General features: G+C 41.6%; 21 protein-coding genes. 9 read left to right on the top strand and 12 right to left on the bottom strand.

Annotated features, from left to right (window positions below):
- Both mnmE and VF675_RS09780 read left to right on the top strand, forming a co-directional pair.
- Positions 1-1356 carry a tRNA uridine-5-carboxymethylaminomethyl(34) synthesis GTPase MnmE gene (gene mnmE / locus VF675_RS09785; protein ID WP_440205158.1) on the top strand — a complete coding sequence of 452 codons (1356 nt, stop codon included), beginning with the start codon at positions 1-3 and terminating at the stop codon, positions 1354-1356.
- 319 nt (positions 1357-1675) lie between these two features.
- A complete protein-coding gene (locus VF675_RS09780; protein WP_440205157.1) occupies positions 1676-2011 on the top strand; it encodes a DUF1622 domain-containing protein in 336 nt (111 codons plus the stop codon).
- 124 nt (positions 2012-2135) lie between these two features.
- Here the strand turns inward: VF675_RS09780 and VF675_RS09775 are convergent, their stop codons facing one another.
- Positions 2136-3323, bottom strand: coding sequence for an MFS transporter (locus VF675_RS09775; RefSeq protein WP_171287397.1), 1188 nt, complete (start codon positions 3321-3323; stop codon positions 2136-2138).
- Positions 3324-3426: 103 nt separating this feature from the next.
- On the bottom strand, positions 3427-3693 hold the full coding sequence (locus VF675_RS09770) for a metal/formaldehyde-sensitive transcriptional repressor (RefSeq protein ID WP_004969779.1): 267 nt from the start codon (positions 3691-3693) through the stop codon (positions 3427-3429).
- A 58-nt stretch (positions 3694-3751) separates the two neighbouring features.
- Between VF675_RS09770 and dmeF the strand changes: the two genes are divergently transcribed.
- Positions 3752-4711 carry a CDF family Co(II)/Ni(II) efflux transporter DmeF gene (gene dmeF / locus VF675_RS09765; protein WP_440205156.1) on the top strand — a complete coding sequence of 320 codons (960 nt, stop codon included), beginning with the start codon at positions 3752-3754 and terminating at the stop codon, positions 4709-4711.
- Positions 4712-4882: 171 nt separating this feature from the next.
- On the top strand, positions 4883-5530 hold the full coding sequence (locus tag VF675_RS09760; protein ID WP_440205161.1) for a DsbC family protein: 648 nt from the start codon (positions 4883-4885) through the stop codon (positions 5528-5530).
- Positions 5531-5704: 174 nt separating this feature from the next.
- Here the strand turns inward: VF675_RS09760 and VF675_RS09755 are convergent, their stop codons facing one another.
- From VF675_RS09755 to VF675_RS09740, 4 genes are all read right to left on the bottom strand, one after another.
- Positions 5705-5962: a GlsB/YeaQ/YmgE family stress response membrane protein gene (locus tag VF675_RS09755; protein ID WP_225531231.1), complete on the bottom strand. Its 258-nt coding sequence runs from the start codon at positions 5960-5962 to the stop codon at positions 5705-5707.
- A 197-nt stretch (positions 5963-6159) separates the two neighbouring features.
- Positions 6160-6687, bottom strand: a complete 528-nt coding sequence (gene hpt / locus VF675_RS09750; RefSeq protein ID WP_004969787.1) for a hypoxanthine phosphoribosyltransferase — start codon at positions 6685-6687, stop codon at positions 6160-6162.
- A gap of 217 nt (positions 6688-6904) precedes the next feature.
- Positions 6905-8245 (bottom strand): guanine deaminase, encoded by a 1341-nt coding sequence (gene guaD, locus VF675_RS09745; RefSeq protein ID WP_154321230.1) that lies wholly within the window; start codon positions 8243-8245, stop codon positions 6905-6907.
- 159 nt (positions 8246-8404) lie between these two features.
- Complete coding sequence (locus tag VF675_RS09740; RefSeq protein WP_104852786.1) at positions 8405-9370, bottom strand: TerC family protein; 966 nt, start codon at positions 9368-9370, stop codon at positions 8405-8407.
- Between the two features lie 398 nt (positions 9371-9768).
- On the opposite strand from VF675_RS09740, the gene VF675_RS09735 reads away from it, so the two are divergent.
- On the top strand, positions 9769-10050 hold the full coding sequence (locus VF675_RS09735; RefSeq protein WP_004969793.1) for a GNAT family N-acetyltransferase: 282 nt from the start codon (positions 9769-9771) through the stop codon (positions 10048-10050).
- Between the two features lie 161 nt (positions 10051-10211).
- On the opposite strand, the gene VF675_RS09730 is transcribed toward VF675_RS09735, so the two are convergent.
- A complete protein-coding gene (locus VF675_RS09730) occupies positions 10212-11297 on the bottom strand; it encodes a zinc-dependent alcohol dehydrogenase family protein (RefSeq protein WP_096902007.1) in 1086 nt (361 codons plus the stop codon).
- 238 nt (positions 11298-11535) lie between these two features.
- Complete coding sequence (gene mpl, locus VF675_RS09725) at positions 11536-12906, bottom strand: UDP-N-acetylmuramate:L-alanyl-gamma-D-glutamyl-meso-diaminopimelate ligase (RefSeq protein WP_004969796.1); 1371 nt, start codon at positions 12904-12906, stop codon at positions 11536-11538.
- Positions 12907-13146: 240 nt separating this feature from the next.
- Between mpl and VF675_RS09720 the strand changes: the two genes are divergently transcribed.
- The 4 genes from VF675_RS09720 to VF675_RS09705 all read left to right on the top strand — a co-directional run bounded on the left by VF675_RS09720 (position 13147) and on the right by VF675_RS09705 (position 17326).
- Positions 13147-13488 carry a DMT family protein gene (locus VF675_RS09720; protein ID WP_004969799.1) on the top strand — a complete coding sequence of 114 codons (342 nt, stop codon included), beginning with the start codon at positions 13147-13149 and terminating at the stop codon, positions 13486-13488.
- Between the two features lie 225 nt (positions 13489-13713).
- A complete protein-coding gene (purE, locus tag VF675_RS09715) occupies positions 13714-14226 on the top strand; it encodes a 5-(carboxyamino)imidazole ribonucleotide mutase (protein ID WP_004969800.1) in 513 nt (170 codons plus the stop codon).
- A 14-nt stretch (positions 14227-14240) separates the two neighbouring features.
- A complete protein-coding gene (locus VF675_RS09710) occupies positions 14241-15362 on the top strand; it encodes a 5-(carboxyamino)imidazole ribonucleotide synthase (RefSeq protein WP_440205155.1) in 1122 nt (373 codons plus the stop codon).
- Between the two features lie 677 nt (positions 15363-16039).
- Positions 16040-17326, top strand: a complete 1287-nt coding sequence (locus VF675_RS09705) for a lytic murein transglycosylase (protein WP_440205154.1) — start codon at positions 16040-16042, stop codon at positions 17324-17326.
- Between the two features lie 70 nt (positions 17327-17396).
- On the opposite strand, the gene VF675_RS09700 is transcribed toward VF675_RS09705, so the two are convergent.
- The 4 genes from VF675_RS09700 to grpE form a co-directional block, all read right to left on the bottom strand.
- Positions 17397-17774, bottom strand: a complete 378-nt coding sequence (locus tag VF675_RS09700; RefSeq protein WP_162164695.1) for a hypothetical protein — start codon at positions 17772-17774, stop codon at positions 17397-17399.
- A 140-nt stretch (positions 17775-17914) separates the two neighbouring features.
- Complete coding sequence (locus VF675_RS09695) at positions 17915-18829, bottom strand: matrixin family metalloprotease (protein ID WP_004969807.1); 915 nt, start codon at positions 18827-18829, stop codon at positions 17915-17917.
- A gap of 219 nt (positions 18830-19048) precedes the next feature.
- On the bottom strand, positions 19049-20983 hold the full coding sequence (gene dnaK, locus VF675_RS09690; RefSeq protein ID WP_104852793.1) for a molecular chaperone DnaK: 1935 nt from the start codon (positions 20981-20983) through the stop codon (positions 19049-19051).
- A gap of 121 nt (positions 20984-21104) precedes the next feature.
- Positions 21105-21677 (bottom strand): nucleotide exchange factor GrpE, encoded by a 573-nt coding sequence (gene grpE / locus VF675_RS09685; RefSeq protein ID WP_257220042.1) that lies wholly within the window; start codon positions 21675-21677, stop codon positions 21105-21107.
- Positions 21678-22094: the final 417 nt, after the last annotated feature.

The following is a 22094-nucleotide window of genomic DNA, read 5'->3' as shown; positions in this document are numbered from 1 at the left end:
ATGTATAACCACAGCACCATTGCCGCAATCGCGACTCCACCTGGCCGTGGTGGTGTGGGGGTGATTCGCCTGTCGGGATCCAAAGCCTATGCGATTGCCGCAGCCTTGACCCAAAAAGACTTACCCAAAGCACGTTACGCAGGTTTTCGCCAGTTTTACGATGCAGCCAATGAAGTCATGGATGAAGGTTTGGTGATTTGTTTCCCAAATCCTCATTCATTTACTGGCGAAGATGTGGTGGAACTACAAGGGCATGGTGGCCCAGTGATTCAAAATGCTTTATTGGCACGTTTACTGGAACTCGGTGCAACGGCTGCCAAAGCGGGTGAATTTTCGATGCGCGCCTTTGAAAATGGCAAGCTGGATTTGGTACAGGCCGAAGCCATTGCCGATTTAATTGATGCCACTTCACAAGCCGCTGCGCGTTCTGCAGTGCGTTCCCTTCAAGGGGCTTTTTCCACCAAAGTGAATACCGTGCTGGAACAGTTAATTCACTTACGTCTGCATGTTGAAGCTGCTATTGATTTTCCTGAAGAAGAAATTGACTTTTTGGCCGATGGGAAAATCCTTAATTTGCTGGATGAAGTGGCTGCTTCGGTGACTGCTGTGCAACAATCTGCGCGTCAGGGACAATTGTTGCGTGAAGGTTTGCAGGTGGTGATTGCGGGCAAACCGAATGCAGGTAAATCTTCCTTACTCAATGCCTTGGCGGGTATTGAACGTGCGATTGTGACCGATATTGCAGGGACTACTCGTGACGTATTGCATGAAAAAATTACCCTGAATGGCTTACCAATTACCCTGACTGATACTGCAGGCTTGCGTGAAACAGGGGATATTGTGGAACAGGAAGGGATTCGCCGTGCGATTAAAGAAATTGAACAGGCAGATTTATTGTTATTGGTCTATGACTTGAGCCAAAACGAAGATCCGTTGCAATTGGCACAGCATTATTTTGCGGAACATATTGAACCGAAGCGTTTGATGTTGATTGGCAATAAATGTGATTTAACTGGTGTACAAGCTGCAATTTCAGATTTTAAAGGGTTTAGACATATTACTGTGTCGGCCAAACAAGAAACAGGTGTTCAATCGCTCATAGAGGCGATTACAGCGCATGCAGGCTTTCAGCCTGAAGAAGATACCTTTATTGCACGTACCCGTCATTTAGACGCAATGAAGCGCACGCAGCAGTATTTGGCTGAAGCACGTGAGCAGTTGGTGGTCTATCATGCGGGGGAATTAGTGGCTGAGTCGTTACGTCTTGCGCAGAATGCTTTGGGTGAGATTACAGGTGATTTTTCTGCAGATGATTTGTTGGGTAAGATTTTTGGATCGTTTTGTATCGGGAAATGATTTTTAGCGATTACTTCCTGATTTGATATGAAAATAGCATTAAGTTTTAGTGGCTTAGTGCTTTTTTATTATCCTATTTTAGGTTGGTCAGCTGATAAAAATCAGCCTATTTGATAATGTTTAGTGTCTCTTTTGTTACAAACCCGATTTAACCCATGTCATGTTTAAACGTTTCAATTTATCTTTATGAAAACCCATCAATAATCACGTAAGTCTTTTTAAACCGCAGCATTTAAAGCTATGATGAGAAAATAATCAAAAATTGGCGCTCAATTCAATCCTAAATGCACGAGATGAAATCTCTGATGGATGTATTTGGATGTTTGAACTGGCTTTTTTACGTGAAATACTCATTTCTTCGGTTCATTTTTTGCAATTGTCACTCGAAGCCATTTCTGTGATTTGTGTGGTGATTGGTCTAGTTAAAACTTTATGGGTGCTGGTTCAATTAAAATCGGGGCGTACTGCACGTTATTGTTTTGGGGATTGGCTTGCGACGGCGCTTGAATTTCAGTTGGCTGTAGATATTTTAGCCACCACGGTAGATCCAGATTTAGATAGCCTAATTAAACTGGCGATCATTGCAGTGATTCGAACCTTTTTAAATTACTTCCTAACTAAAGAATTAGAGCATCAAACCATCAATGAAAAATAATGGCTATTGAGTTTGAGATCAAAATAGAAGACATAGTCCCATTCATCTACAAGGTTTGAATATTTGAATAAACTCAGCTGATCCAAACCTTGTCCTGATTTTAGTTTGTCGTTTAGATGAAACTTCATCCTAAAACAGGTTTGTTCTGCAACTGGCGATACCAAATAATGATGTAGCCACACAGTAAGCAGATGGCTGCACAAAAGCTAAGTACGGCGGTGGTTAAACCGAAATGATCGGCCAGATAACCGACTGCAATAATTGGCAGAATCGTGCCTAAATAGCCCACAAATAAATAGGTCGACATCACTGCAGCACGATTCTGCAGATTGGTCATGGCATGAATTAAACCAAAAGCGCCAATCAATGCCAACCCGTGTCCTATGCCTAGCAGCACATCACTCACAAAAAATAGAAAACTCCAGTGTAAATACATGCATAAACCGAGTACCAATAAACTCAATAACAGCAAATACAGCCCATAATTTAGACATTTTTGTGCAGGAATGGCTTTAGAAAAATACTGCACCAGCGCTGAAATCAGCAAAATACAGGTGATGGCCAAACCACTGACCAAAGGCCCGTGCCACGGAATAATCACTTGCACAAAAGAGGGAGAGAGCGAAGCAAATAAACTAAAGGCAGCAAAGGCACAGAATGCGGTTAAACCTGTAATATAAAATTCTGCATGAAAGCGTGGTTCTGGGCGTTCTAATTTTGGGGCAATCGAGAAGGCTTGTGGCGTAAATTCAGGCGGTGCTAAACGTAACAATCCAATAAAACACAGTACTGCACCCAAAATGACAGGAATATATGGACTAAACAAAGGCGCTGCTGAAAATTGTGCCACACCACCACCGAGCAAAGGACCTAAGCCAAACCCGACTGCGGTAATGACTGAACTGAGCTGTGGCGCATGTGCTTTATGTGATTCGGGGATACTCCACATTAAGCCAATTAACGCCGATGTAGTCATAAGACCTGAAGCAATTCCAATCACAAAACGCCCCAAAGCAAGCCAAAGTGCATTGGTGGCAAACATAGACAGAATCAGTCCGAGGGTGATGATCACTAAACCCAATTCTAAGGTTTTTAAGAAGCCGATACTGTTGCTGGTACGCCCTAAAAAGAGCAAGGTAGCCAAACAACCGAGCATATACGCCACAAAAATAAAGGTGATATGGCTGGGTAAAAGCTGCCACAATTCCTGATAAATTGGATACAGCGGGCTTGCAAGTGCCGTGCCCATGGTGCCAATAATCAGGGCGAGGCTGATCATCACGAAAGGATGCCAAGATTGAGATTGAGTCATAAAAAACTCGATTGATGGCTAAACTGTTGAGTTTAGTCTCATATAGTGAGAAATGTCACTCAGTGTAAAGACAAGCCTTGAATCTGGTCAAGCCTATTTGTGTTTAAGCATAGCGTTTCAGCAATTTCATAAACTCTTCCAGTTCATGTTCATCAATCGCGCATTGATCACCAATCACATGATGGCGTAAATGCGATTCGATTAACTCATTCATCAAACCATTGACCGCACCTTTAATGGCTGCGACTTGTTGTAAAACTTCAATACAGCCATGATCAGGATTGTGAAGTGCTTGTTCTACTGCCCCAATTTGTCCTTGTAGGCGTTTGACGCGATTTAAAATTTTCTTATCTGTATGTAAATGACCCAACACATCACCTCAATTTTTATATACTCTATGGGAGTATATTTAACAATGATTTCCCATTATGCGTCAGCAACACTCTCATCGTATCCATCCACATCAATTCGATCAAGGCAATCCGCTGGCGCAGAAAAAAATATTATATGCGGCTTTGCTGACGGCTGTCATGATGTTCTTGGAAATCTTGGGTGGTTGGATTTTTCATTCCATGGCTTTGCTAGCGGATGGCTGGCACATGAGCTCACACATGCTGGCGCTAGGCTTGGCTTATTTTGCCTATCGGGCAGCACGTCATTATGCAGCAGATACACGGTTTAGTTTTGGTACATGGAAAATTGAAATTTTAGCTGGCTATAGCAGCGCCATTTTATTGTTGGTGGTGGCTGCATTTATGGCAATTCACTCTATCGAGCGTTTATTTTTTCCTGTCGATATTCAGTATAACCAAGCCATCCCAATTGCAATTTTAGGGTTATTGGTCAATTTGATTTGTGCATGGTTATTACATGAAGATGATCACCATCACCATCACCATCACCATCACCATCACCATCATGAGCATACGCATGATAGCCATGACCTAAATCAAAAAGCCGCCTTTATGCATGTGGTGGCAGATGCGGTGACTTCAATTTTTGCGATTATTGCTTTAATTGCGGGTAAATATTGGGGCTGGGATTTTCTAGATGCACTGTTAGGTATTGTTGGTTCAATTTTAGTGGCGCGTTGGGCGATAGGTTTGATGCAGGAAACAGGGAAAACATTGCTGGATGCAGAAATGGATCATCCTGTGGTGGATGAAATTCGTGAAGTGATTGCAGAGTTACCAGTCAGTGTGATGATTACAGACTTGCATGTTTGGAAAGTCGGACAGGGTAAATTTTCCTGTATTTTGGCATTGGAAACCGCACACGATTTAGACGCAGATCAAGTCCGCACCGCCCTCGCCATTCATGAAGAAATTGTGCATATTTCAGTAGAAATTAATCCGCCATCAGGCTTGAATGTTCCACGTGAAACCTAAAGCGTTGCATAGCAAAAACGAGTTGTAGCAATTGCGTAATTCTGGCTTAAAAATACTGAATTCTGTGCAGCTTTCAGCTTAGAATCAGGCTAAATTTACTTTATTTAGATGAAACACATGATTAAACAATTGAGTTTAGCTGCCTTAATGGGATTATGCAGCGCCGTGAGCATGGCCGATGTTGCAACGGTTAGTAAAAATGTCAAACAACAGCATCCGCAACTGAAATTAGACAATATTCAAGCCACAGAAATGAAAGGTATTTACAGTGCCTCTATGGGTGGTCAAGTGGTGTATTTGAATGAAGATGCACAACATATTTTGGCGGGTTCAATGATTCGTTTAAAGGATCAGCATAACTTAACCAAAGATTTATTGATCCAACAAAACAGTGTCGATTGGAAAAAGTTACCGTTACAAGATGCAATCAAAAGTGTGCGAGGTACGGGAAAACGTCAGATTGCGATCTTTTCTGACCCAAATTGCCCATATTGTAAACAGCTTGAGGCTGAACTGAAAAAGCTGGACAACATTACAATCTATACCTTTATTTTGCCGTTAAAAGCGCAATCTGTTGCGCCATCTAAACAGGTGTATTGTGAGAAAAACCCTGCTCTTGCTTGGGAAAACCTGATCACAAAAGCACAATTGCCTACAAGTCAAAGCAGTTGTGCCAACCCTGTGGAGCGCAACATTGTTTTAGCGCATCGTTTAGGTGTAAACGGTACGCCTGCGATTATTTTCTCGAATGGCTTTAAAGTTATGGGAGCATATCCTGCGGCACAAATTGAACAGATTTTTAAAGAATTTGGTCTTTAAGAACGGCTAATTTTTTATCTGATATTGGCAACTAAAATTGTGTAGTGTGTATCGGAGCAAACCTGAAATTTGTGATTGCGAAGTAGATATAAAAAAACCGCCTCAATTTTTAGGCGGTTTTTTTATTGAGAGAGAAGATGTTTGACTGAAAAATTACAGTCGTTAATACAGGATTTAAGCACGCGATTTTTTCATGAACGTATTATAAAAGAATAGAATAATCAGCGCACCAATGATGGAGGCAATAAAGCCTGCGGCAGAACCATCACCGTACAATCCCATCATACGCCCTGCATAGGTTGCCAATAAAGACCCTGCAATCCCAAGTAAGGTGGTGACAATAAACCCTGCTTTATCATCTCCAGGATGAATCGCGCGGGCGATTAGACCTGCAATAAAACCCACCACAATTGCGACAATTAATGACCACATGAGCAGCTCCTTGTTATCTTTGTTTATGTTTTACATCATGTTTCAGACTTATCTTTGCCGAAAAATCCCAAGGAAAATAGTCGAATAATGCTACAGCATGTAGTGTTTTTGTCCTGTTAGATAGATGAAATGCAAATTTCAGCCATAAAAAAAAGTAATCTGAAACGATCACTTTTTTAAAGCGAGGCGTATTTGTTTTATAAGCCAATTTCGCCAATAAACGGAATATGACGATATTTTTGGTCATAATCCAAGCCATAACCGACAATAAACTTATCTTCAATTTCAAAGCCCATAAATTTAACTTCAAGCTCAATTTCACGGCGTGATGGCTTGCTAATTAAGGTACACAGCTCAATTGAATTTGGCTCGCGGGTTTGCAAAATTTCCATCACTTTATTTAGGGTGTTGCCCGAGTCGATAATATCTTCAACTACCAAAACATCTTTACCGCGAATTTCACCATCTAAATCTTTTAAAATTTTCACATCACGCGATGACACAGTACCTCCGCCGTAGCTGGATACAGTCATAAAATCCAGTTCATGCGGCTTTTGAATGGTGCGGCATAAATCTGCCATGAACAATACAGAACCACGTAATAAGCCAATTAAAACCAACTCTTTGTCGCTATTGGCATAGTGAGCATTAATTTTTTGACCAAGTTCCTGAACTTTTGTTTGGATTTCTTCTGCAGAAATCAAAACCTGCATTTCAACTGTCATGGGTAGATACCTAAAAAGCAAAAATAAAAAAGGTGTTGACCTGCAACACCCCAAAATATGCGCTAATTTTAATATATCTTGCGCGATGTTGCACGTGCTTGCATGGTTAAAATAGCATCATTTTTGTGCTGAGTGAGAATCTGAGCGTAACAACAAAGCACAACCGAGTATCAGCATTGCCCATCCGATGGGTTTTATATACGAGGGTTGCGTAGGTTTAGCCACCTGCTGCTGAGTTTTGATCGGGTTGGTAGTAGGCACGTTGTCCATAAATATAGGTCGCATGAATATTACGGTCATCTGCTAAAGTAATGAGGGCAAATAATGCATCTTCAAGATGTTTGGAACGTTGTTGTCGTAAGCGTTGTAAAGCGGTGGCATTTAAGTCCAGCACCACAAAATCGGCTTCTTTGCCTACCTTAAAATTCCCCAGCTTATCGTCTAAGTCCAAAGCTTTGGCAGCACCTAATGTGGCGTGATACAACGCTTCAAAAGCAGAGAGTTTTGCCCCTTGCAGTTGTTGTACTTTATAGGCTTCATTGAGGATATGCAGTACATTAAACGTGGTGCCTGCGCCAATATCTGTACCTAAACCGACCTTCACCTGTCGCTCCCAAGTTTTATGCAGCGGAAATAAACCGCTGCCCAAAAATAAATTGGAGCTTGGACAAAAGGCAATTGCAGAATCGGTATGATGCAGACATTGCCATTCATGTTCTTCTAAATGCACGCAATGCGCAAAAACCGAACGTGAACCTGTTAAACCATAGTGATGATAAACATCTAAATATCCATTTTGCTCTGGAAATAATTGTTTCACCCACGCAATTTCATTGTGATTTTCACTTAAATGGGTATGTACATAAACATCGGGATATTCGGCTTTGAGTTGCCCTGCCCGCGCCAGTTGCTCAGGGCTAGAAGTCGGTGCAAAACGTGGCGTAATCGCGTAGAGATTACGTCCTTTTCCATGCCATTTTTCAATCAACGCTTTAGAGTCTGTATAGCCTGAGTCTGCACTGTCACACAATGCTTCAGGTGCATGCCGATCCATCAGCACTTTACCTGCAATTAAACGCATTTGATGTTGTGCTGCCGCTTCAAACAACGCATCTACCGATTCAGGATGTACCGTACAAAACACCAAAGCTGTGGTGGTGCCATTTTTCAGTAATTCCTGCACAAAAAATTGTGCAATCTGATCTGCATAGGCTTTATCTGCAAATTGCAGTTCAGTCGGAAAAGTATAAGTATTCAGCCATTCCAGTAATTGTTCACCATACGCGCCAATCATTTCAGTCTGTGGAAAATGAATATGGGTGTCGATGAAGCCAGGCACAATGAGATGGTCAGGATAATGATGGAACTCTGTGTTGGCGTTTAGCTTTGCCTGCCCTTCTTGCCATGAACCAAACCACTGAATTTTGCCTTGTTCGCAAATTAACAAGCCATCGTCTACATAACGGACTTGTTCTGAAATTTGATCGGCTTGGCTGGTACAGTTTTTGAAATCAAGAAAGCGACCACGAATTGCGGTGCGTTGTACAGGAGATGGCATAAAACAACCTACATTTTTCATTTTTCAAGAGATTGTACCTTAAATGTAGCTTGCAGCAGTACGATAAAATTTATCGTACGGTAAATTAAAACTTGGTGAAATGAATACAAAAAGCCTTCTCGAAAGAAGGCTTACAACGATGGTGGGGATTATTAAATTTTATAATGTGGTTTCATGGTGTTTTCGACTATGTCGAATTGATAACCACGCAGTGATTGTCAGTACGAGTACAATAAAGCCGAGTGAAATCCAGATAGGCATGTGGAATACATCTAACATCAGCATTTTAAAGCCAATAAATAGCAGAATTAAACCCAGCCCATACGGCAAATAATGCATTTTAGTGGCTGCTCCTGAGAGCAAGAAAAACATGGCACGTAAGCCCAAAATAGCCATAAGATTTGCGGTGAGTACAATAAAGGGATCGGTGGTCACGGCAAAAATTGCAGGGATAGAATCCACGGCAAAAATAACGTCAGATGCTTCGACCAAAATTAAAACTAAAAATAATGGCGTTGCCCAAAGTACACCATTTTGGCGCACAAAAAACTGATCTTTTTCCAGTGTTGGGGTAATACGCATGTGTTTGCGTAGCCATTTCAACAACGCCATATCTTCAATATTGCTGGCTTCTTGCTCTGGACCTTTTAAGAATTTAAAGCCTGTGTAGACCAAAAATGCGCCAAAAATATACAAAATCCAGGAGAATTCTTGTACAAACCAAGCTCCAATAAAAATAAAAATGGTTCTGAGAATAATTGCGCCCAGTACGCCGTAGAGTAAAATTTTACGCTGTAAGCCCGGTGGGATGGCGAATGCGGCGAAGATCATCAACCAAACGAATACATTATCAATCGCCAGTGATTTTTCCAGCAAATAACCCGCAAAGTATTCCATGACTTTGGTGTTGGCGACTTCTAGCCCAACGCTGTGTTTAAGATACAGCCATAAACCGCCACCAAATAAAGCTGCCACACTGACCCAGGCGATACTCCAATACGCAGCGGTTTTGACTTTGACCGATTCGCCTGCTTTTTGTTTAAAGCCTAAGAAGTCAATGGCGAGCATGACTGCAACAATTGCAAAAAAGACCAGATATAGCCATAAATTGCCGATGGATTCCATACAATCTCCACATCCAACAACTGGCCACAAAAAAACCTTGACCTGTTGTCAGATGATTTCAAACATCTGTAACAACATGATCAAGGTCTTGCCTACATAGAGCGGACTTGTATCAACAAGTATGTGCACTATGCTCAGCGTCCGACTTTTTGCAAAGTGTAATGACGAAACGCTGACACGTTAAAGTTATATTTTAACGCTTGGAGGAGGCTACTCCCCTTGTTCAACATAATTTGGGATTAGGACGCTGCCTAAATCTGCGTAAAGAATTACATAATTTTAAGTGTTGTGCAATTTATTCTGTATGGTAAATCACTTTAATTTGTACAAATTCAGCACAATATTTCGTAAAGAGTGTGGCAAATTGAAAAAATAGATTTAGTTTGATAGGTGGACTTATGCAAATTCAACATCAAGAAACCCAACGCGGTGGCGAGTTTTTTATTGAACGAGATGGTCGGCATATCGCTGAAATTACTTATCAATATCAAGATGATCACACTATTTTAGCAGATCACACTTGGGTCGATCTGACATTACGAGGTCAAGGGGTTGCCCGTCAGCTATTAGATATTTTGGTCGCCTTTGCACGTGAAAAGCAGCTAAAAATTGTACCCGTGTGCTCTTATATTGAGACGGCTTTTGAAACAGATACACAATATGCTGATGTCGTGGCTTAAAAGTCTTTCTACGTTGAAATAATCTAATGTGTTGGTATTAAAACAGCATGCAGACTTCGTCTGTCGTGCAGTCTAAAATTTTCTTGAAAATATTATAAAAGCCCAAAAAAGCCAATCCACAGCGCGTAGATTGGCTTTTTTGTAACATAGTTAAGCCAAGATTATTCGTAATTAATCATCACTTTCATGGCATTTTCATCTGAAGCATGTTTAAACACATCATAGGCTTTTTCAAATTCAGAGAATTTAAAATGGTGCGTTGCCAGTTTTTCTAAAGGTAATTTGCCTGAACAGCAGGTTTTTAACAGCATACCTGTCGTATTGGTATTCACCAAACCCGTAGTGATGGTCAGGTTTTTAATCCAGAGTTTGTTTAACTCAAAATTTACCGACTTACCATGTACGCCCACATTGGCAATATGTCCGCCCTCTTTCACGACATTTTGGCAAATATCCCAAGTGGCTTCGACACCTACAGCTTCCATGGCACAGTCTACCCCGCGACCACCTGTAATCTCTAAAATACGTTGTACCGCATCTTCTTTGGCAGAGTTAATGGTATGGGTTGCACCCAACTCTTTTGCCATCGCCAAGCGGTTATCGTCCATATCGACTGCGATAATTTGTGCAGGAGAATAGAACTGTGCGGTAAGCAGACAACCCATGCCAATTGGACCTGTACCCACAATGGCAATGGTATCACCAGGTTTAACATTGCCGTATTGCACACCAATTTCATGTGAAGTTGGCAATACATCAGACAAGAAAACCGCAACTTCTTCATTTAAACCTTCAGGCAGCAAATATAAAGAAGTGTCTGCAAATGGAGTACGGACATATTCAGCATGAGTACCATCAATCATATATCCCATGATCCAACCGCCTTCATTTTGGCAGTGTGCATAGAGTTGTTTTTGACAGTTTTCACAAGTACCACAACGGCTGACACAAGAAATAATGACCTTGTCGCCTTTTTTGAAATTTTTGACTGCCGAACCGACTTCTTCAACAATCCCGATACCTTCGTGACCTAAAATACGGCCATCAAATAGCCCTGTCTTGGCAACTGCAGTGTCTTGAATTTCTGGGTTTTTACCTTTCCAAATACCTAAGTCAGTACCGCAAATTGTAGTTTTGGTGAGACGAATCACGGCATCTGTTGGTTGTAAAATTTCTGGACGTGGGCGTTCTTCAAAACGAATATCATTGGCGCCGTGGTAGACCATGGCTTTCATTGTTTTTGACATTGTGACCATCCTTCTTAGTAATAATGATGAAAGACATCCAGCAGCCAACCTGTAGCAACCGTCATGCTCGCAGGATGTAATCTTTTTAAAGTAACAGGTCAAGATGACAAGTTCATGAGCAGTATTGTTGCTTTTAATAATTATAATATATAAGTTTATAAATAATATAAAAATCCCCTATTTTTTGCCAAAAACAGGGGATTTTTTTTGAAAGAGTTTTAAATCAGTTTAAGCGATTTTAAGCCGTGTGTTGCAACGCTTGAATGAGTTTTTGATGTAAACCACCAAATCCACCATTTGACATAATCACCACTGCATCGCCCTCACCTGCTTGGCTCACGATTTTTTGAATAATTTCATCCAAAGTATTGGCCACCACTGCATGATTGCGAGCAGCCGCAACCACAGGCTGTAAATCCCAGTCTAAACCTTCAGGTTGATACCAAATCACAGCATCCGCCAAACGTGCTGAATCTGCCAAGCCCTCTTTATGACTGCCCATGCGCATGGTGTTGGAACGTGGTTCAATAATCGCCCAAAGCTTACGTTCACCCAAACGCTTACGTGCGCCGTCCAGTGTGGTTTCAATTGCGGTTGGATGGTGGGCAAAGTCATCATAGACTTCAATGCCGCGTATGGTGCCTAATAACTCCATACGGCGTTTCACCCCACCAAAATTGGACAGCGCTGCACATGCGGTTTCAATTGCAACCCCAACATGCTCTGCTGCGGCGATGGTTGCCAAGGCATTGGCGACACTGTGTTGCCCTGTCATATTCCAGCGCACTTCACCTTGTAGCACACCATTTTTCAGAACTTTAAAATGTGAACCATCTGCTGCAAGTTGTTCTGCATACAGTTCCGCTTGTGGATCTGCATTGAGCGAAGTACGTAGCACAGGTGTCCAGCAACCCATTTCTAACACTTCATCAATATGGGTTTCTGTAATTGGGGCAATAATGCGCCCTTCACTTGGGATGGTACGCACCAAATGATGGAATTGTTTTTGAATTGCGGCCAAATCATCAAAAATATCGGCATGGTCAAATTCAAGGTTATTTAAAATGGCGGTTTTAGGATGGTAATGTACGAACTTGGAGCGTTTATCAAAAAACGCAGAGTCGTATTCATCGGCTTCGACACAGAAATACTTGCCTGCACCCAAACGTGCACTTTCACTAAAGCCTAAAGGAACGCCGCCAATTAAAAAGCCCGGTTCTAAGCCTGCCTGATCCAATACCCACGCCAACATGGTGGTGGTGGTGGTTTTGCCGTGCGTGCCTGCAACGCCCAGTACGTGTTTGCCTTGCAAGACATGATCGGCCAAAAATTGCGGGCCAGAAATATACGGTAAACCTGCATTCAGCATGTATTCAACCGCATCAATCCCACGTTTCATGGCATTGCCCACAATCACTAAATCTGGATGCGGTTGTAAATGGCTGCGGTCATAACCTTGCATTAAGGTAATGCCTGCATTTTCCAGTTGAGTCGACATCGGTGGATAGACGTTTTGGTCTGAACCTGTGACGGTATGTCCTAAATCGCGGGCCAAAAGTGCCAATGAGCCCATAAATGTGCCACAAATACCCAAAATATGCAGATGCATTCCGCCTTACTCCACTGCTTTTATAGACACATCACGTATTTTTGTGCTGTTGTCGTGATTAACTTGATTTGAAGCAACGATAGCAAGGGTTTTGGCGAAAAGATAGTGATTCTTGTATCTCATTTCAGGGATTTTTCAGCGCTGAATCTGCGCCAAACGATGTAAAAAATTGCTGCTCTTGCATTTTTCATGGCAAATAGCTCGTAAAATAAAACTGAATTTTTAAGATAGTACGACACAATGTCTTCAGCATTTTTACTTTTGGTGGTTGCAAACTGTTTTATGACCTTGGCGTGGTATGGTCATCTCAAGTTTTTACCACATGATGCGCCGCTGTGGCAGGCTATTTTATTCAGTTGGGTGATCGCCCTGTTTGAATACAGTTTGATGATTCCTGCTACCCGTTTGCTGGCGCAGCATGGCTGGGCGGTAGGTCAAATGAAAATTACCCAAGAAGTTGTGACTTTATTGGTGTTTGTCCCGTTTATGATTTTTTTGTTTAAGCAACCTTTTAAACTGGATTATTTATGGGCAGCTTTATGTTTATGTGGCTGCGTATATTTTGTGTTTCGAGCATCTTAAAATGGTGCTTTTGCATGGCTTAAACAGCTCGCGTAGCTGCAATGGTGTGAGCCTGTGGTTAATTATTAGAAAATAACCAGATAAAAATAATCAAAAAAGTCGGTTGAGTCGCCGTGTTCAATTTTAACAAGTCGAAAAATCAGTCTATAATGTGGAGTTCTTATTCAAGCTTGGCTTTCTCGCCTGAATTTCTCTTTCCTTAGTTTCGTTTCTGGAATATTTGTAATGAACGCGGCCGCTGCACAAGACGCTCCTCTCGTTGGAATTATCATGGGTTCTCAATCGGATTGGGCAACTCTCGAACACACTGCCAATATGCTGAAGCAGCTTGGTGTCCCATTTGAAGCGGAAGTCGTTTCTGCACACCGTACCCCAGATCGCTTATTTGAATATGCTGAACAAGCGCGTGATCGTGGCATTCAGGTGATTATTGCAGGCGCTGGTGGTGCCGCACACTTACCAGGTATGTGTGCAGCTAAAACTGATTTACCTGTTTTGGGTGTGCCAGTGAAATCTTCAATTTTAAATGGTGTCGATTCATTACTTTCAATTGTGCAAATGCCTGCAGGTATTGCCGTAGGTACATTGGCGATTGGTCCTGCGGGAGCAACCAATGCGGCAATTATGGCAGCCCAAATTTTAGGTTTAACCCGTCCAGAAATTGCACAAAATGTTGTCAATTTCCGTGCCGCGCAAACTGAGAAAGTTTCAAGCAACAATATTCCAGGTCAGGCTTAAGCGGGACAATTACTATGGATAAGACCATCGGTATTTTTGGTGGCGGTCAATTGGGTCGCATGATGGCACAAGCGGCTTTACCCTTAAATATTCAATGTACCTTTTTTGAAGCCAGTCCAGATTGCCCAGCGGCAACCTTGGGTCAGGTTTTTGCCAGCAAAAGCGAAAATAGCCTACAAGATTTTATACACAGTGCCGATGTATTCAGCCTTGAGTTTGAAAATACTCCGTTGGCTGATGTTGATGTATTGATTAAGCACAAAGAATTGCATCCACCACGTCAGGCTTTGGCAATTGCCCAAAACCGCTTGCTGGAAAAAGGCTTATTTGATGAATTGGCGATTCCTGTTGCGCCGTATAAAGCGGTCAACTCGCTGGAAAGTTTACAGGCTGCTGTAGCTGAACTTGGTCTGCCAATTGTGCTAAAAACCGCAACAGGCGGCTATGATGGCAAAGGTCAGTTTGTCTTGCGCAGTGCAGATCAGATTGAACAAGCATGGGCAGAACTTGGCCCTGCAGGCAGCTTGATTGCAGAAAGTTTTGTTACTTTTTCACGTGAAGTATCTATTATTGCGGTGCGTGGTCAAAATGGTGAAGTAAAAACTTGGCCATTGGCAGAAAACCATCATCACAACGGTATTTTGTCGCATTCGATTGTCCCTGCACCAAACAGCGCTAACTTGCAGCCTGCGGCACAAGACTATATCACTCGCCTGCTCAATCACTTGAATTATGTAGGTGTGTTGACGTTAGAGCTATTTGTCACTGACAAGGGCTTGTATGCCAACGAGATGGCACCTCGTGTGCATAACTCAGGTCACTGGTCAATTGAAGGCGCGGTGTGTTCGCAGTTTGAGAACCATATTCGTGCTGTAGCAGGTTTACCGTTAGGCTCAACTGAAGTGGTACGTCCAACGGTGATGGTCAATATTATTGGTCAGCATCCCAAAACTGAAGATGTGTTGGCATTGAATGGCGCACATTTGCATTTGTACAATAAAACTGAGCGTGAAGGTCGTAAAATTGGGCATATTACTTTAATGCCGAATGATGCTGCTGAGTTGACAGATTTATGCCGCCAATTGGCAAAAATTTTGCCAAATCCATTGGCGCTCAGTGCTGATATGAGCTTGTAAATTTAAAAATGACGCCAAAGCGCTCATCACGATGAGCGCTTTTTTATGCTCTCACATTTTTTATTCTGCCCATTTTTAAGGTGTTCTACCGTTAATCTGTCTAGGATTGACGCTGTAATTTTAGGTTGATTAAGATAGATCAGGCTGAATAAGCAACCATCACCGTAGCAAAGCAATACTTAAAATAAAAATGCGCACAAGTCTGATGGGAAACAGATGATAATTATGAATTAAAACTTTAAATTCAAATAGCGCGTTTTAAATTTAAAGCGATGCTTCAACTTTGAATTTAAATATCAGAAATGAATTTAAAGATAGATCTGCAGTTTTGAATTTAAATAAAGTAGCGGCTCTTTTGATCTTTAAATTTAAAAAGCTACTTTTAAATTCAAAGTAATACATCGTAAATATGCAGTGAATGTCGTGTTTTGTGGATAACTTGGGTTGGTTTAATTTGAATTTAAACTTTTAAATTTAAAAGTCTTATCATGTGTTGTGATTTTGAATTTAAAAATGTGAGATGCCGTGCTTGTGGATAAGTGTTTTAAATTTAAAACGAGAAAATGAATTTAAAACTGTGTAAATGAATTTAAAGTTACAGATTTTCATCTGATCTCTGTGGCTGAAGGTGTTATGGTAAAGCCAAGATTTAAATTCAAAACACATCAAAGGGTATTATGCATCGTTTCGCTGTGATTTTTGCGACAGCTGCAATGGCAGCTACTCAGGTTCAGGCAGAACTGATTATCAATGGAAAATCTGTCACCGTAACACCAACGGTCAGTACATCTGCAAATTTTCAACCACAAAACCATTTTCAAAGTTGTTTGGCCAATTTACGCAGCCAAGCCATTGCCAAAGGGGTGAGTGGCAGCAGTTATGATCGCTATACTCAAAATCTCAGTCCAGATTATTCAGTCATTGAGCGTTTAAATTACCAACCTGAATTTTCTACGCCAATCTGGGATTATCTCTCAGGCTTGGTCGATGATGAGCGCGTGCAGGCAGGACAGCAGAAATTGGCACAGCACCGTGATGTGCTCAATCGTGTTGCAGCAGCCTATGGCGTACCTGCAGAAACCGTAGTGGCGGTTTGGGGTGTAGAAAGTAACTTTGGTACGATTTCAGGATCCTATCCATTATTGCAAGCGCTAGGTACCTTGAGCTGTGAAGGACGCCGTCAAAGCTATTTCCGAGGTGAGTTTTTTACCACCATGCGTTTATTGCAACGTGGTGATGTCACTGAATCACAATTAAAAGGCTCATGGGCAGGGGCGTTTGGGCATACTCAGTTTATGCCATCGACCTATGATGAGTTGGCGGTTGATTTTGATGGTGATGGTCGCCGTGACTTAGTATCTAGTATTCCAGATGCTTTGGCTTCCACCGCTAACTTTTTAAAACGTCGCGGCTGGCAAACAGGGCAGCCGTGGGGCTTTGAAGTCAAAGTGCCTGCAGGCATGTCTTTGAGTGGTGAAGGGCGACGCAATAAAAAATCCCTCAGCAGTTGGGTTAATCGTGGGTTGACTCGTGCAGATGGTTCGGCATTAATTCAGGGCAATTTATCGGGCAGTAGTCAGGCAGGCTTGATGGCACCTGCAGGTGCGAATGGCCCTGTATTCTTAGTGTTTAGAAACTTCGATGCCATTTATAGCTATAACGCAGCAGAAAGTTATGCCTTAGCGATTGCGCATTTATCAGATCGTTTAATGGGGCAGTCTGCATTCCGCACCGCTTGGCCAACCGATGATGCAGGTACATCCCGTGCAGAACGCCGTGAAATTCAACGCTTTTTGTTAAGTCGTGGTTATGACATTGGTGAAGTGGATGGTTTAATTGGCGACAAAACCCGTCAAGCGATTCGTCAGGAACAGACTCGACTCGGCTTGGCTGCAACAGGTCGGGCAGGGCAGCAAATTTTAAGAGCGTTTCGTAATGAAGCGGCCAAACAAATGATGCAATAAGTTGTTGCGATTGCATAAAAAAGGTCTGCAAATGTGCAGACCTTTTTAATTTTTGTCTTAAAACAGGGGGTTAAGGTTCAATTTTCACTGCTTCAAGCAAATCAAAAATCACAGTCGTGACATCTTGGCTTAATTCTTTGTTATTAAAAATTTCATAAGCTGAAATGGTGATGTCGGTATCACTTGGCAGCAAACGCTGTTCTTCTTCAATCAGGTGTTCAATTGGTAATAAGGTCTGTCTAACCTCAAGATGCAAAATATCTTTGTATTCAATATTTTCATCTTCAAGTTCAATCACTTGCTCATTAAAATACGGCAATAAAATCGAGTGGAGACAAGGTTGAAGCTCAACAATATCAAAAATTTCGATATCACGGCTTTGTTCAATCGTGCTGATGTGGTCATTTACTTCAATCAGGATATGGTAGTAACTCACATGAATCTCCACAGATCGTTCAGGGTTATACAGAGCCTTCACAATAACATGAAATGAGTAAATTTGCTGCCTTTGCACGTGTAATGGATATGCAACTATCGTACAGGGTGAGGGGAGTTTTGTGTTTTAGTCACTTCAGTTTGCCAGATTGCTCAATGCCGTGCATGGAGTAAATCGAGATCGGCAGGGCGCAGTTGGAAATTCTGCAACTGCTGATCTTTTAGCATTGGATACATTAAGGCATAAGGGTCGTTATGGTGTGCTAAACCCAAAGCATGACCAAATTCATGCGCCAAAGTTAGACGTAAATCATCTTTAGATTGAAACTCATAAATCCGAATGGCCTGACCATCAAAGCTGCCTTTATCAAATAAACGTGGTTGAAAACGTGCATTAAATTGCTGGATGGATACATCAATGTCTTGATTAAGTTGATTGAGGGCATCGACTTGTTGATTGAGCTGGTTAATTTGCTGATTAAATTGCGCTATTTCGTGTTCTAAACTCCACATGTGTTGCTGGATTTCTTGTTTTTTGGCTGCAAAAATTTCCTGTTGCGAAGGATGTAGCCCACCACTTTGGTTAATTTGCTGTACTTGACGATTGTATTGTTCAAGTTGTTGTTCAAATAGCATTTTTTTTGCATCAAGTTGTTGATTTTTATCTGCAATTTCTTGTTTTAGTGCTTGAATATTTTGGTTTTGATTGTTCCAGTGTTGTTGGCGTTGTTCAATGGCTGTAAGTTGTTGTTGGCGTTGGTTTGATTCATCTTGACGTTGATCATAAATCAAGTGAATGGCGAGCTTGGCGTTCGGGTCATATACAAAATAATCTTGTCCCGTCCCTTGTTTCCAAATATGGGTGGCTTCCTGACTCAGTTGTAGTAAATCGGCATGGCTTAAGCCAAAACGCGGATCGACTTCAGCAATACGATAACGTAAGCGAGTATCTAAAGGATGTTTTAAATGATCTAGTGCAGTATTGTGTCGTGTATGAGGATGTTGAATATTTTGATAAATCAGCAAGATAGAAAACAGTATGATTGCACCCAATAGAAACAAACGCATTGCTAGCGGCATCCTTTTTTGGGTTTACTGTAGCCGAAAGTAGGGCAGAAACTCAATCTATTTGCAGTTAGAGCATCATTTTATCTATTGTACTCGGTTGAGCGTCCAATTGTCTGTGCTCTTTCATTTAAATCTTGAAGTCAGTGTATGGATATCGAAAAGAAAAACCGCGCTGCAATTGCTTGCAGCGCGGTTTTTGATGTGCGTTAAAGCGACAAATTATTTTTTATCATCTTTGACTTCAGTGAATTCAGCATCGACTACGCCATCATCGGCTTTTTGACCTGCATCGCCTTGGAATGCATTCGGGTCAAAACCTTGTGCACCGCCTTGACCTTGTGCAGCTTCATACGCACGTTGCGTAATTGGCATGATGATGTTTTGAAGCGCTTCAGTTTTCGCTTTGATCGCATCTACATCATTTTCTTTAGTGCTGGCTTCAAGCTCAGTCACTGCTGTTTCAATCGCAGTTTTTTCATCGGCAGTCACTTGTTCACCAAGGTCTTTTACTGCTTTTTGAGCAGAAGAAACTAAAGCATCCGCTTCGTTACGTGCTTTTGCAAGTTCTTCAAACTTACGGTCTTCTTCAGCATTTGCTTCAGCATCTTTAATCATCGCTTCAATTTCAGCATCGCTCAAACCAGAGTTTGCTTTAATTTGAATCGATTGTTCTTTGCCTGTGCTCTTGTCTTTTGCAGACACTTTCAAGATACCGTCAGCGTTAATGTCGAACGAAACTTCAATTTGTGGCACACCGCGTGGCGCTGGTGGAATGTCACCTAATTGGAAGTTACCCAACAATTTGTTTTGTTGAGCCATTTTACGCTCACCTTGGTAAACTGAAATGTCTACTGCAGGCTGGTTGTCTGCCGCTGTTGAGAACACTTGAGATTTCTTCGCAGGAATCGTGGTGTTTTTCTCAATGATTGGCGTCAACACGCCACCCATAGTTTCAATACCAAGCGTTAACGGAGTTACGTCTAGAAGCAATACGTCAGTTTTGTCACCAGACAATACGGCACCCTGAATTGCTGCACCAATTGCAACAGCTTCGTCTGGGTTTACGTCTTTACGTGGCTCTTTGCCAAAGAATTCTTGTACTTTTTGTTGTACAAGTGGCATACGTGATTGACCACCCACCAAAATCACGTCAGAGATGTCAGAAGTTGAAAGTCCTGCATCTTGTAGCGCAACTTTACATGGCTCAATGGTACGAGCGACTAAATCAGCAACCAAACCTTCAAGTTTGGCGCGAGTCACGTTCATCACCAAGTGCTTCGGACCTGTTGCGTCTGCAGTGATATATGGCAAGTTGATTTCAGTCGCATTTGAAGATGAAAGCTCGATTTTTGCTTTCTCAGCCGCTTCTTTCAGACGTTGTAATGCCAATGGATCTTGTTTCAAGTTGAAGTTTTGCTCTTTTTTGAACTCTTCAACCAAGTATTCGATCAAGGCATTGTCAAAGTCTTCACCACCAAGGAAGGTATCACCGTTGGTTGATAACACTTCAATTTGTTGGTCGCCATCAAGGTCTGCAATTTCAATGATCGATACGTCAAAAGTACCACCACCCAAGTCATATACAGCAACTTTACGGTCGCCTTCTTTCTTGTCCATACCAAATGCAAGCGCAGCAGCAGTTGGTTCGTTGATGATACGTTTAACTTCTAAGCCTGCAATTTTACCCGCATCTTTGGTTGCTTGGCGCTGTGCATCGTTAAAGTACGCAGGTACAGTAATCACGGCTTCAGTAACTGTTTCGCCCAAATAATCTTCGGCAGTCTTTTTCATCTTTTTCAAAGTTTCTGCAGAAATTTGCTGTGGTGCAAGTTTCTTGTCATTCACTTCAACCCAAGCATCGCCATTGTCTGCTTTGATGATTTTGTAAGGCACAAGACCAATGTCTTTTTGTACCGCTTGGTCTTCATAACGACGACCAATCAAACGCTTAATTGCGAATAATGTGTTTTTCGGGTTAGTTACAGCCTGACGCTTTGCAGATTGACCTACAAGAATTTCGCCATCTTTATAAGCAATAATAGATGGAGTTGTACGTGCGCCTTCTGCGTTTTCAATTACTTTAACTTTGTCGCCTTCAAGTACCGCTACACATGAGTTAGTTGTACCTAAGTCAATACCAATGATTTTAGCCATTTGGATGTTTCCTCAAAAATTCTTTTGCAATGTTTTCACTTGTTATTCGATATGAGAGCCAATCAAAATTTTTCAAGTTGTTTAGATGAAAATTTTTTATCAACTCTCGATTTTATAAGGCTTAAGCGCCAACCATCACCATTGCAGGGCGGAGTAAGCGACCATGTAAGGTGTAGCCTTTTTGTAATACGTTGCCAATTTCATTGGCTTTTGCATTTGGATCAATCCCTACGGCTTGATGCAGGTCTGCATTGAAACCATTGGCTGTATCAATCACCACCACACCAAACTTTTCTAAAGTGGTCAGTAATGATTTCAAGGTCAGTTCCACACCTTCAGACAAGGCAGTTTTTTCATCACCATTGGCGGCAATAGCACGCTCAAGGTTGTCTACAGAATCCAATAATTCTTTAGCAAACTTTTCTAAAGCAAACTTTTTAGCTGTATCTGCTTCACGTTCTAAACGCTCTTTGGTTTTTTCCGCTTCGTAAACTGCATTGGCAGTACGTGCTTTTTCCAATTTTAGGTTTTCTTCAAGTTTGCTCAGTTGTTCTTGTAAAGACTCAACGGAAACTTCTGCTTGCTCAGTATCTTGCGCTGTTTGTTGTTCCGTCTGCTCTAGCTCAAGGTCTTGAGTTTGTTCGTTCTGCTCAGTTGCCATTGATTTACTCCGTTTAAATGGGTTTTTAAACATGTACAGTCCTTTGGCGTCAGTGCTAACTGCGTTATTGCTGAACTGCCATGGTTAGAGAAGTTCGTAATTAGCTAAGAAATCGGGGCAGGGCAGGCAAAATTCAAGCGTGCCAGTAGATTAATTTTCATTGCCATGAAATTTGGTCAAAAAAATACATTTTGAATCAAGATGTCGGTGGATGAATGAAGCAAATTAAACTTTGAAACTTATAATATTTTTTTGTTTAAAAAAGTATGGTAATAGGGAGCTGATTATTCAGCTAAACCAGTGCTTTTATTACGGAGATAGCTAAAAACACTGTTTTATCAACAGGATTCGACTGGGTGTTTGTTCACTATATTGTGCATGCGTATGATTAGAGTTTTTAAGTTTTGGTTGATTAATCGCGCAGATTCAAATCCCAAGTGCAACACATTT

Origin of the sequence: Acinetobacter sp. Lyrl_1, assembly GCF_051948795.1 — a bacterium.
Taxonomy (GTDB): domain Bacteria; phylum Pseudomonadota; class Gammaproteobacteria; order Pseudomonadales; family Moraxellaceae; genus Acinetobacter; species Acinetobacter towneri.
The sequence above is the reverse complement of the archived record's forward strand: the minus strand, read 5'-3'. Positions and strand labels throughout refer to the sequence as shown.